Source organism: Austwickia chelonae, assembly GCF_003391095.1.
GTDB lineage: Bacteria > Actinomycetota > Actinomycetes > Actinomycetales > Dermatophilaceae > Austwickia > Austwickia chelonae_A.
Genome location: NZ_CP031447.1, coordinates 2008117 through 2019874, shown reverse-complemented (window position 1 = coordinate 2019874; position 11758 = coordinate 2008117). Strand labels below are relative to the sequence as shown.

12 protein-coding genes are annotated in these 11758 nt (G+C 65.9%); 6 read left to right on the top strand and 6 right to left on the bottom strand.

Annotated elements, in window-relative coordinates:
• Positions 1–50: 50 nt before the first annotated feature.
• The gene (locus tag DX923_RS08845; RefSeq protein ID WP_116114193.1) at positions 51–1271 is read left to right on the top strand and encodes a pyridoxal phosphate-dependent aminotransferase; all 1221 of its coding nucleotides are present in this window, start codon (positions 51–53) and stop codon (positions 1269–1271) included.
• 24 nt (positions 1272–1295) lie between these two features.
• Here DX923_RS08845 and hisN read toward each other — a convergent pair whose 3' ends face one another.
• Positions 1296–2087: a histidinol-phosphatase gene (gene hisN, locus DX923_RS08840; protein ID WP_116116247.1), complete on the bottom strand. Its 792-nt coding sequence runs from the start codon at positions 2085–2087 to the stop codon at positions 1296–1298.
• Between the two features lie 78 nt (positions 2088–2165).
• On the opposite strand from hisN, the gene DX923_RS08835 reads away from it, so the two are divergent.
• A complete protein-coding gene (locus DX923_RS08835) occupies positions 2166–2675 on the top strand; it encodes a DUF2231 domain-containing protein (RefSeq protein WP_162872873.1) in 510 nt (169 codons plus the stop codon).
• 21 nt (positions 2676–2696) lie between these two features.
• Here the strand turns inward: DX923_RS08835 and ppk2 are convergent, their stop codons facing one another.
• From ppk2 to DX923_RS08815, 4 genes are all read right to left on the bottom strand, one after another.
• Positions 2697–3587, bottom strand: coding sequence for a polyphosphate kinase 2 (gene ppk2 / locus DX923_RS08830; RefSeq protein WP_116114190.1), 891 nt, complete (start codon positions 3585–3587; stop codon positions 2697–2699).
• Between the two features lie 76 nt (positions 3588–3663).
• Positions 3664–4695, bottom strand: a complete 1032-nt coding sequence (gene rsgA, locus DX923_RS08825) for a ribosome small subunit-dependent GTPase A (protein ID WP_116114188.1) — start codon at positions 4693–4695, stop codon at positions 3664–3666.
• Positions 4695–6179, bottom strand: a complete 1485-nt coding sequence (gene aroA / locus DX923_RS08820) for a 3-phosphoshikimate 1-carboxyvinyltransferase (protein WP_116114187.1) — start codon at positions 6177–6179, stop codon at positions 4695–4697. The genes rsgA and aroA overlap by 1 nt, the downstream gene beginning before the upstream one ends.
• Before the next feature lie 10 nt (positions 6180–6189).
• A complete protein-coding gene (locus DX923_RS08815) occupies positions 6190–6681 on the bottom strand; it encodes a DoxX family protein (RefSeq protein WP_116114185.1) in 492 nt (163 codons plus the stop codon).
• Between the two features lie 333 nt (positions 6682–7014).
• Between DX923_RS08815 and DX923_RS08810 the strand changes: the two genes are divergently transcribed.
• Positions 7015–7683 carry a sigma-70 family RNA polymerase sigma factor gene (locus tag DX923_RS08810; protein ID WP_430732267.1) on the top strand — a complete coding sequence of 223 codons (669 nt, stop codon included), beginning with the start codon at positions 7015–7017 and terminating at the stop codon, positions 7681–7683.
• The gene (gene rsrA, locus DX923_RS08805; protein WP_116114183.1) at positions 7680–7988 is read left to right on the top strand and encodes a mycothiol system anti-sigma-R factor; all 309 of its coding nucleotides are present in this window, start codon (positions 7680–7682) and stop codon (positions 7986–7988) included. The genes DX923_RS08810 and rsrA overlap by 4 nt, the downstream gene beginning before the upstream one ends.
• A gap of 70 nt (positions 7989–8058) precedes the next feature.
• On the opposite strand, the gene DX923_RS17160 is transcribed toward rsrA, so the two are convergent.
• Complete coding sequence (locus tag DX923_RS17160) at positions 8059–8133, bottom strand: 50S ribosomal protein bL37 (RefSeq protein WP_370626381.1); 75 nt, start codon at positions 8131–8133, stop codon at positions 8059–8061.
• Positions 8134–8685: 552 nt separating this feature from the next.
• Between DX923_RS17160 and DX923_RS08795 the strand changes: the two genes are divergently transcribed.
• A complete protein-coding gene (locus tag DX923_RS08795) occupies positions 8686–10356 on the top strand; it encodes an HD-GYP domain-containing protein (RefSeq protein WP_162872872.1) in 1671 nt (556 codons plus the stop codon).
• Positions 10353–11669, top strand: coding sequence for an HD-GYP domain-containing protein (locus DX923_RS08790; protein WP_116114179.1), 1317 nt, complete (start codon positions 10353–10355; stop codon positions 11667–11669). The genes DX923_RS08795 and DX923_RS08790 overlap by 4 nt, the downstream gene beginning before the upstream one ends.
• Positions 11670–11758 lie beyond the last annotated feature (89 nt).

The window sequence follows — 11758 nt, the reverse complement described above, 5'->3', positions numbered from 1 at the left end:
GGTGGATCTGGGGTGAATCGACAAGGCACGGGGATGAAAGACTGCCCGGTATGACGCGTCGGATCCGCCAGAGCAAGAAGTTGCAGCATGTCCGTTACGACGTGAGGGGCCCGATCCTCACCGAGGCGCAGCGACTCGAGGCCGAAGGCCACACCATCCTGAAGTTGAACATCGGCAACCCGGCACCGTTCGGTTTCGAGGCACCGGATGCCGTCCTGGCCGATATGATCCACCACCTGCCGCAGGCGCAGGGATACAGCGACGGCCGGGGGATCTACTCGGCTCGTACCGCAGTGGCCCAGTACTACCAGGACAAGGGGCTCACCGCGGTCGGGGTCGATGACGTCTTCATCGGGAACGGTGTGTCCGAGCTGATCACGATGGTCCTGCAAGCCTTCGTGGACGATGGCAACGAGATCCTCGTCCCGGCGCCGGACTATCCGCTGTGGACGGCCGCGGTCAGCCTGTCCGGGGGCACCCCGGTGCACTACCGCTGCGACGAAACCAACGGGTGGAACCCGGATCTGGCCGATATCGAGGCGAAGATCACCGAGAACACCCACGCCCTGGTCATCATCAACCCGAACAACCCGACCGGGGCGGTGTACAGCGAAGATACCGTGAAAGGCCTGGTCGACATCGCGCGACGTCATGACCTGGTCGTCCTGAGCGACGAGATCTACGAGAAGATCCTCTTCGACGATGCGGTGCACCATCACACTGCCCGGTACGCCGGTGAGGACGTGCTCTGCCTGACCTTCAGCGGTCTCTCGAAGGCTTACCGGGTGTGCGGTTATCGATCCGGGTGGGTCGTGGTCACCGGGCCGAAGGATCTGGCCGAGGACTACCTGGAGGGTCTGAACCTCCTGGCCAACATGCGTATGTGCGCGAATGTGCCGGCCCAGCACGCCATTCAGACCGCACTGGGCGGCTACCAGTCGATCAACGAGTTGATCGTCCCCGGCGGACGGTTCTACGAACAGGCGAAGCTCGCCTCGCGGATGCTGAACGAGATCCCTGGCGTCTCCTGCGTCGAGCCGCGCGGGGCGCTGTACTGCTTCCCCCGGTTGGACCCGCAGGTCTACCGGATCGACGACGACGAAGCCTTCGTGATCGAGATGCTGCGGGCCAAGAAGATCCTGGTGACCCACGGTACCGGCTTCAACTGGTTCGCTCCCGACCACTTCCGCCTGGTCACCCTGCCCGCGGTGGAGATGCTGGCCGAAGCGATCGAACGGATCAGTGAGTTCCTGGAGACGAAACGGGCCTGAACGCCCCCGAGGAGGCTGCTCCGGTCAGCTGGCCGGAACAGCCAACCGGGCGAGGACCTCGTCGTGCAGGGGCCCGTTGCTGGCGACCGCACCGGGTCCCCACGGGCCGGGCGTGCCTTCCAACGAGGTGAACAGGCCACCGGCCTCCGTCACGATGGGCGCAAGGGCAGCCATGTCGTACAGCTCGAGCTCGGGTTCGCAAGCGATGTCACAGGCGCCTTCGGCGACGAGCATGTACGACCAGAAGTCGCCGTAGGCCCGGGTCCGCCAACAGGTCTCGGCGAGACCGAGGAAGCCTTCCTGGCGTCCGCTCGTCCGCCATCCGGTGAGGCTGGAGTACGACAGGGAAGCATCCTCGACCCTTTGCACGCCGCTCACCGCAAGGGGAGTGGAGCTGAACAGGCTCCGCCCGGTGCGCGCCCCGGTCCCTTTCGCCGCCCACCAGCGACGGTTGAGCGCCGGGGCTGCGACGAGGCCGACGACAGGGTCGTCGTCGTCGACGAGTGCGATGAGCGTCGCCCAGACGGGAACCCCGCGGACGAAGTTCTTGGTGCCGTCGATGGGGTCGATGACCCATCGACGGGGGGAAGTGCCGGTCTCGCCGAACTCCTCACCCAGGACGCTGTCCCGGGGGCGGGTGCGTCCGAGCTGGTTGCGGATGAGCTCTTCTGCGGCCCGGTCGGCGTCGCTGACCGGGGTGAGATCGGGTTTGGTGTCGACGTGGAGGTCGGCGGCCTTGAATCGTTCCATGGTGACCCGTTCGGCGGCGTCGGCCAGAACATGGGCGAGGCGCAGGTCGTCGTCGTACGTCGGCATGTCCACCAACGTATCCCGTCCGGCGTGTTGGAACGTGATTCGGGTGGTCGTGTGCGGATTTTGAGCAGTATGGATGCCATGTTCGATTCGATCGCAGGGTTACCCGCGCACCCGTTGCTGGTCCATGGGGTCGTCGTCCTGCTCCCCCTGGCTGCTGTGGCCACGGCGGTGCTGCTGTGGCGTCCGGGCAGATGGGTCGCTTGGTCGTTCCCGGTGGTCCTCTTGGACCTGGTCGTCGTGGGACTGACCGTGGCCGCCAAGGAGAGCGGGGAGAAACTCGAGCGTCGGGTTCCTCGGAGCGACCTGGTGCGCGAACATGCCGAGGCGGGGGAGGTTCTTCCGCTCGTGGCGCTGTTGCTCCTGGTCTGTGCCTTGGTCCCGATGGCGGCCACGCTCTGGTCCCGGCGGGCCGCTCGTCGTCGACCGGCAGGGGCAGGTGAGGCCTATCCGGCGACGCCGCTGCTTCCCCCGGCGGCAAGCGTGGTCACTGCTGTCTTCGCGACCCTGATCGCGATGGGAGCGATCTGGATGACGGTGAAGGTCGGGCACAGCGGCGCCTTCGCGGTGTGGCACGAGCTGTCCCGGTGACGTTGATCTGCGGCCGGGGAATCAGCTCTCCTCGGGATCCTGATACGGGGTGCTCTCCTTCGGCGTTCTGCTGTCACGGGTGACCGTCGAGGCGTGATCGGGCACCTCCCACTGCAGGCTGCGGTCGGTGCGCTGGTACCCGGTCGAAGCAGGCCGGGCGGGCAGGGCCAGCTCGGCGCGTTCCACCGGCTCGTAAGGCACCGAGGAGAGCAGGTCGGCGATCATGTTGATCCGTCCCCGTCTCTTGTCCTCCGACTCCACGACCCGCCACCGGGCTTCGGGGATATCGGTGTGCACGAACATCTCGTCCTTGGCGCGGCTGTACGCCTCCCACCTGGTCAGGGACTCCAGATCGGTGGGGGAGAGCTTCCAACGGCGCATCGGGTCGGTCAGTCTGCTGCGGAACCGGCGTTCCTGTTCGGCGTCGGATACGCTGAACCAGTACTTACGCAGGATGATGCCGTCTTCGATGAGCATCCGCTCGAAGATCGGACACTGCCGCAGGAAACGACGGTGTTCGTCAGCGGTGCAATAGCCCATCACCCGTTCCACCCCGCCCCGGTTGTACCAGGACCGGTCGAACAGACGGATCTCTCCGGCGGCAGGCAGATGTTCCACATAGCGTTGGAAGTACCACTGGGTGCGTTGCCGCTCGGTCGGTGCGGGCAAGGCCACCACTTGAGCGACCCGCGGATTCAGGAATTCGGTGACCCGTTTGATCGCGCCGCCCTTGCCTGCTGCGTCCCGGCCCTCGAAGACGACGACGAGCCGCTGACCGGAGGAGCGCACCCACTCCTGCATCTCGACGAGTTGTTCCTGGAGCCGTAGCAGCTCGGCCTCGTACACCCGTTTGTCCATCTTGGGGGCACGTGGCGACGCACCGGTCGAGGTCTTCTTCTCGCTCTTCGTCATCGGCTCAGGGTAGACCGGGAGCTCTGCCCGGAAGGGGAGAAGGGCAGAGCTGTCCCGGAACAGATGTCGTGCTGGCTCAGTCGTCCCGGTCGGACTCCCCGGAACGGGCGCGGAGCAGCCGCCGTAACGAGTCCAATCTGGCCGAGCCCCCGTCCCCGGCGCCACCGTCGGCGACGAAGACGTCCAAACCACACTCCGTCTCGTCGTGCGAACAGCCGCGGGGGCAGCCCTCGGTGCCCGGAGCCAGGTCGTCGAAGAAACCGACGATCTCGGCAAGTGGCACATGCGCCAACCCGAAGGAACGCACTCCGGGTGTGTCGATGACCCACCCGCCTTCGGGCAGTGCCAGAGCGACTGCTGAGGTCGAGGTGTGTCGCCCCCGGCCGGTGACATCGTTGACCTGACCCGTGGCCCGCCCGGCCCCTGGCACCAGGGCATTCACCAGCGTCGATTTACCTACGCCGGAATGTCCCACCATCACCGTGACCCGGTCCACCAGATGGTGGAGGACACCTTCGGCGCCGTTCACCGTGCCGGCAGTCTCCTCGTCGAGGCAGGTCACCACCGCTCGCACACCCAGCTCTGAATACCGGGCCAGGAAATCCGCAGGATCAGCCAGATCCGACTTGGTGAGGACCAGCAGAGGATCCAGACCCGCGTCGTAGGCGGCCACCAGGCAACGGTCGACCATCCGGGGGCGCGGCTCCGGATCGGCCAAGGCGGTCACGATCGCCAGCTGGTCCGCATTCGCCACGATGACCCGCTCGACCGGGTCGGTGTCATCGGCGGTCCGGCGCAAGACACTGCGACGTTCCTGCACCCGGACGATCCGGGCCAGGGCATCCGGCGACCCGGAGATGTCGCCGACCAGACCGACCTCGTCACCCACGACCACGCTCTTACGCCCCAGCTCTCGGGCTTTCATCGCCATGACCAAGCGTTCTTCGACCAGGGTGGTGTATCGACCGCGGTCGATGGCGACGACCCGTCCCAGGACGGCGTCCGCATGACGGGGACGGTCCTTGGTGCGTGGGCGAGATCCTCGACGGTTCGGCCGAGAACGTACCCGGTCCTCGTAGTGTTCGTACCGATCGGCGCCGCGCGCCATCAAAGCTCCTGTCTGCTGCCGGGAACGGCAAGGGAATCGTGCCGGAGTCCGGAGGGCTGTTCTGACGAGGAACTCGCATTCGGGCTCGCGGTATCGCTGCCGACCATCTGGGCCCACCGCTGAGGGAAGTCCGGCATGGTCTTCGCGACGGTCGCGACATCGTCGAGGACGACGCCGGGTACCGCCAGGCCCAGCACGGCTCCGGCCATGACCATACGGTGGTCGGCGTAAGTGCGTAGCCGGGCTCCACGTAGTGGCCGGGGCGTGATGGACAAGCCGTCCTCGAGGATGTCGACCTGCCCGCCCAGCGCGCCGATCTCCGCAGCCAGGGCAGCCAACCGGTCGGTCTCATGCCCCCGCAGGTGGGCGATCCCGCGCAGCGTCGAGGGCGTCGAGGCGAGAGCCGCGACTGCGGCGACCACCGGAGTCAGCTCGCCGACGTCGTGCAGGTCGAGGTCGACGCCGAGCGGATGCTCCGGCCCGGTGACGACCAAGGAGTCCCGGCCGAGGTCGACCTCTCCGCCCATGGCCGCGAAGATCTCCCGGATGGTGTCCCCGGCCTGGGTGGTGTGTCGGGGCCACCCCGGGATCTCGACCCGGCCTCGGGTGACCATCGCGGCGGCGAGGAAGGCTGCAGCATTGGACAGGTCCGGTTCGACCTGGACGTCCAAGGCATGGATCTCGGTGGGTTCGACCCGCCACTGGTGGGGAGTCGAGTCGTCGACGTCGACGCCGGCATCCCGCAGGACTTCGACAGTCATCGAGATGTGCGGTACCGAAGGCAGCGGGGGGCCGTCATGGACGACGGTGAGCCCGTGGTCGAAACAAGCCCCGGCCAGGAGCAGCCCGGAGACGAACTGGGAGCTGCTGGAAGCGTCCAGAACGACCCGGCCACCGTTGACCGCGCCGAGGCCGCCGATGGTGAAGGGGAGCGAATCCCCCTCGACGGACACCCCGAGGTCGCGCAGCGCGCGTAGCCCCGGACCCATCGGACGGCCGTGGGCCTGGGTGTCACCGTCGAAGTGCACCGGGCCGTTGGCGAGCGCCGCCACCGGAGGTAGGAAACGCATGATGGTGCCGGCGAGGCCGCAGTCCACGTGGGCGCTGCCACGGAGCGGTCCGGGGGTGACCAGCCAGTCGGCGTTTTCCGTGTCCTCGCCGCCCAGGTCCTCGATCCGGGCGCCGAGGGACCGCAGTGCCTCGGCCATCAGTAAGGTGTCCCGGCTGCGCAGCGGGCGACGTAAGCGGGACTCGGACCCGGCCAGTGCTGCCAGAACCAGATAACGGTTGGTGAGGGATTTACTGCCGGGCAGGCTCACCTGGGCATCGACCGGCGTAGGGGAATGAGGTGCCGACCATCCGGTGGGAGCATGCGTCAGACGTGTGCTCGCTGTTCCGGTGGGTTCGAAGGCGCCTGTGACGCCGACCTGGCGGGCCAGGATGTCGGCGTCACAGGACGAGGGTCTGAAAGAAGGGTCTGTCACGACGGTTTCCTCAATGGGTGACTTTGAGTTTGGCTTCGGCGGCGGCCAGCCGGGCTTCTCGTTTCGCGGACCGGGCCGCTTGGCGGGCTCTCCACACCAGTCCGGGTTTTCCGGAGGTGTCGACGGCGGCGAGGAGCACGCCGCCGAGCAAGCCGAGGTTCTTCTGGAAATGCAGGCTCTGTTGTCTACGGGTGGCGGGATCTTCTTCCTTCCAGAAGGCGTGGGCCGCATAGGTCGTCGGGATGAGTGAGGCAGCGAGCAGGCCGCCTGCGGCTCGGGGCATCCGGCCGGTGGCCAGAGCCAGCCCCGCGATGGCCATGATGGCTCCGTTGACGCGCACCATCAGGGCCGGGTCATTGGGCAGCCCGGTGAGACCGGACAGGGTCTCGACCACTGGCCGGGCGAGTTCGCTACGCGTCCCGGGGTTCCGCAGAGCGTCGATACCACCTGTGACGAAGATCGCTGCCAAAGCAGGCCGGGCGACGCGGCGTACCAGTGTCATGGCTCCTCCTGACGATGTCGGATGGTGCGGACGGCGTGCCCGCGACGATGCGGGTGCCGCTCTGCCACCTACCGTATCGGCCGGAGAGCGGGCTGCAACCGTGTCAATGGCCCCGGACGTCGAAGCGTCATGGTCGTCGCGGAAGGTGAGCTTCTCGTGGTGGCCCGCATCGGTGGGAATGTCGAGCGTCCGGTCGGTGTTCTCCTCCCAGGCCGACGGTCAATCTGGTGAGGAGCATCGGTGTTTCTTTCGCATGCGGGTCTTCCTGATTCACCCGCTCTCCTGTCCGGGTCGGGAAGTGGACCGACGAATACCCCGTTACGCTGGACAGCGATGAATGACACGACACAAGTTGCCGGTGGTCCGGCGTCGACGGCGACGGGTCCTGGCGGTCTCGGCGCAGCAGCCGATGCTGTGGACGTGGCGAAGGAAACCACTGCTGAGCGAGCAGAGCGGTTCGAGCGGGAGGCCATGCCTTATCTCGACCAGCTGTACTCGGCCGCCTTGCGGACCACGCGCAACCCGGCCGACGCCGAGGACCTCGTCCAGGAGACCTATGCGAAGGCTTTCGCGGCCTTCCACCAGTACAAGCCGGGCACCAACGTGAAGGCCTGGCTGTACCGGATCCTCACGAACACCTACATCAACACCTACCGGAAGAAACAACGCCAGCCGCTGGAATCCGATGCTGCCGAAGTGCAGGACTACCAGTTGGCGCGCGCGGAGTCCCATACGTCGAGGGGGTTACGCAGCGCTGAGATGGAGGCCTTGGACCACCTGCCGGACACCGATGTGAAGCGGGCCCTCGCCACGATCGGTGAGGATTTCCGCCTGGCGGTCTACCTGGCCGATGTCGAGGGGTTCTCCTACAAGGAGATCGCCGACATCATGGAGACCCCGATCGGGACGGTGATGTCGCGGTTGCACCGGGGGCGGCGGCAGTTGCGGGAGCTCCTCACGGATTACGCCCGCGAACGGGGCTTCCTGGGGAGCGAGGTATGAGCGTGTTCGCGCAGGGTTCGGGGCCATCCCGGGAACAGAGTGGGGCGCACCGCGGTCATGCCGACTGTTCGGAGGTGCTGTTGCGGGTGTTCGAGTACATCGACAAGGAGATGACACCTGAGGAGTGCGAGCGGGTCAGGGCGCACCTGGACGACTGCGGGGAGTGCATGAGCGCCTACGAGCGGGATGTCCTGCTGAAGGCTTTGATCCGTCGGTCCTGCCAGGGGGAGGCCGCTCCTCAAGCTTTGCGGATGTCGATCATGACGCGGATCACGAGCGTGCGTGTGGAGCGTACGGAGCGCTGAGCCCGACATGAAATGCGAGGAGGGGCTCCACCCGATCCGGGGGGAGCCCCTCCTCGTGTGCAAGAGCGGTTCAGGCGTTGGGCTTGCGGCCGTGGTTCGCCTTGTTCTTCTTGCGGTCGCGACGTTTGCGGGCGCGCTTGCTCATGGTGCTCGTCTCCTCGTCGTGGTGGTGCTCGTCGTCCTCCGTGCCCGGCTCAGGACGGCCGGGTGGGCGAACATACGTCGACCTAGTGTCGCATATGACCTGGGCCAAGCTGCCAGGTCGGAGTGGGGGACAGCAGGCGTACGTTTTTCCTGTGCCGGGAAGAATCAACCGGGATGCGATTCTTGGACGTGCGTTCTGGACAATTGTTGAGAGAATAAATCTCTTCGGTACTCCTGCGGCGATCTTTAGTCTGACTTATTGGCGAATTCGAATATGTGGTCGACTCAAGGGCGGAAGAGTGTCAATATTGAGTTGTGGCAAGAAGGGGCCAGCCGCTCTTGGAAGTTCTTTCGTGCGAAGAACTTTGCGCAGCGGTCGCACGGACCCCAGCCATACGCAAGCATGAATAATCCCCTTCATTCGACCCCGTCAGCCCCGGGGGCAAGGAGATAGACCATGACACACGCAACGCACACCGGCCGCCGCACCTGGTGGTGGACCCCCGCTGCTCGTTGATGTAACCGATCGAAATACGCCCCAGGGAGGTCGTTCGTGTCAGAACCCGCCCCCACTGGGAGGTCCCCGCGTTCGTCGCGGGGGCCTTTTGCGTATGTTCTCCTCCTGGCATTGACCTGGTGCGCGCTGGCCTTGTACATCGGCACCAGAGGTGCGGTTCGTCTCGAGGAACTGCCCGGGATCCTCGTCCTTGCACTGATGGCCTTGATCAGCGCACTCACCCGGGACACTCCCACAGGGGCGGCGGCCAACTCCTTCACCACCGCGATCCTGTTGGCCTGCCTGGTTCTTTACGGGCCGATCGCGGCAGGGATCCTTGGCGTCGTCACCGCCTTCGCGGACCGGACCTATGGCTTGTCCATCGTCTCGGCTTTCAACGGCCTGATGATGGGCCTGATGTCACTGGCCGGCGGTATCGCCTACCTGGCAGCAGGCGGGATCCACGATCTTGCGCCTGGCATGGCCCCAGAACTCCTGGGGTGGCAGGTGGCCCTACCGCTCTTCATCGCAGATCTCGTGATGTGTCTGCTGAACGTTCTCGTGCTGGGCGGCATGGTGGCCATCACCGGGGGGTCCCTGCGGTCGATGCTGCTGGGCAGCGTGCGGGAGTTGGTTCCTCTCTACCTCGGTTACGGGATCATCGCCTTTGTCTTCGTCTTGCTCTGGGGCGCAGCCGGTGTCGGTCCGTTGAGTGCCCTCCTCATGGCAGCACCCCTGGCCATCGTGCGTTTCGTGTACGTGCAATACGGCGACGAGGTGCGCGCCCACGCCCGGATCCTGACCTTGCTCACGACCTCCGCCGACAGCCACGACGGACGGCTGGCTGCGCACGCCCGCAGGGTGGACCGTGTCTGTCAGCTGATCGCAGCCCATCTCGCGTTGGGAGAGAACGAACGTCAGGTGCTTACTCATGCAGCGAAATTGCATGACCTGGGCATGAAAGGTGTGCTCTGTGCGACAGACACCAGACGTGGTGGCTCTGGCCCGTACACCAACGTGCGGGCGTTGATCCCCCACCCGGTGACAGCTGCTGAGATCGTCCGGCAGATCGATTTCCTCGCCGAGGCCGCACCGATCATTCGAGCTCATCACGAACGGATGGACGGCCGTGGCTATCCGGACGGCCTGCGAGGCATGCAGATCCCGCTGCTCGCGCGAATACTGGCTGTTGCGGACGCCTTCGACGCTCTGACCACCACGAAAGGTGTCAGGGAAGCGGTCGGTGCAGCTGATGCGATCGCCGAGCTCAGGCTGTCTGCCGGAACACACCTGGATCCGGAGATCATCGAGGTGCTCGCGCAGGTGATGCGGGGCCGTAGCTGGTCGCCCTGTGTCGATCCAGCTGACGAAGGGGCCTGGCTGTGGGATCAGCACACCTTGCCGGCCATGTCTGATGTCATCGCGGACGAGCTGGTCGATTCCGTTTCCGGCCCTGATGAGAACGCGGACGAGCGAATTCAGCTGGTGAGGAGGGCGGACGGGCTTTCTCCGGTCATGGGTGCGAACAGCATGGCTCCCACCGCAGCAGCGGTGCAGCGAGATGGGGAGCCGCCGACCATGCCGGGCACGGATCAGGTGGAACTGCCGGGGGCGGCGAGTCGACGGCGAGGTGCGGTCCGCCCAGCTGCTGCGCAGAACTCGGGCGTGTTAAACCGATCTGAGGGTGCATTCACCGTGGCACCACGGCATGGGGAGCGTTTCCGGTGAGTGCTCGTCGGATCCGGTCGATCGTCGCCTTCTTCGTGGCGGCTGTGGTGATTCTATGTGTCCTGATGCCGGGGAACGTCTTTCGGGGGATCGAGTCGGGTGGGGCTCCGGTTCTGCTGACTTTCCTGGTGGTCATCGTGATCGCAGAACAGTTTCGACTGGAGATCCCGGGGCGTCTGCCGACCTCGGCGACATCTGCCGCAGCCGGGATGGCCTTGGCCGTGACCACCAGGTTGCCGGATGAGCTCTTCCTGTGTTCCAGCGCAGAAGTCCTCATCACGGTGGCAGCTGGGCAGCTCCTCGGTCTTCTCGTCCGGGCGTGGCGCGGATGCGCGTCCCTGGGCGACAGCGCGACCGCTTTCGACGGGGCGACCCGGTTGTTCTCTGTTGCCTTGGCGGCGACTGTCGCCAGAGAGATGCCGATCTTCGGGGGGCGGACCCTGGAGATCGCCAGTTACACCTGGCCGGGGTGGTTGCTCGCTTCCGTGCTGGTGGTCATCGGAGCGCTCACCGGTGTCTTCGAGGCGCCACTGCGATCGGCCGGGCGCTCGATCGACGGTGCGGGGGTGAGCTGGCGCAGGTTCGTTTCCGCCGAGATGCGATCGGCGGTGCCCATGGGAGCGGCGCTGACCGCGACCGGGGCTCTCGTGGCGCTGACCGTCTCGGTATGCGGACTCATCGGGATCCCGCTGGTGCTGGCCTTGCTGGCGATGACCGATTTCGGGGTCAGCCGATATGTGCAGGTCCAGGAGACCTATTCCCAGTCGGTTCAGGCCCTGTCCCGTATGCCGGAGGAACTGGGATTCGTAGCGGCCGGGCACGGTGCCAGAGTCAGTGAATTGTCCCGGGCCATCGGCCGAAAGATGCGGCTGCCCGAGCATGACGTCGAACTGTTGACCGAAGCCGCGCTGGTGCACGACGTCGGGCAGTTGGGCCTGCGCAGGCCGCTGCCCCGCGGTGCCACCGTTCAGGCGGCCACGAACGACCAGCAGCGCATCGCCGACGACGGTGCGGAAGTACTGCGACGGGGTGGACCACCGATGCCTTTGGCGGAGTTCGTCCGGCATCAGGCCGTTCCCTATCACCGCGTCATGTCGGGGCAGCACGATACGCCGTTGGAAGCACGGATCATCAAAGTTGCGAATGCTTTTGACGACTATGGAGGGCGGCTCGACCTTACTCGGGTCGAAGAGTGCCGGGTCGGGCTGGAACGGATTTACCTGGGCCTGGGGTACGAGTACGACCCGCGGGTGGTGGACGCTCTGACCGGGGTACTGCGGGAATTCCACCCGGCGACCGACGTACAGATCTGAGCCGTTCGGCGATTCGTCCTTCCGACGGGGACAGCGGCGAGGACGCGGTGGGAGCTGAGTCCGGGGACACCCTGGGGAACCTCTAAGAT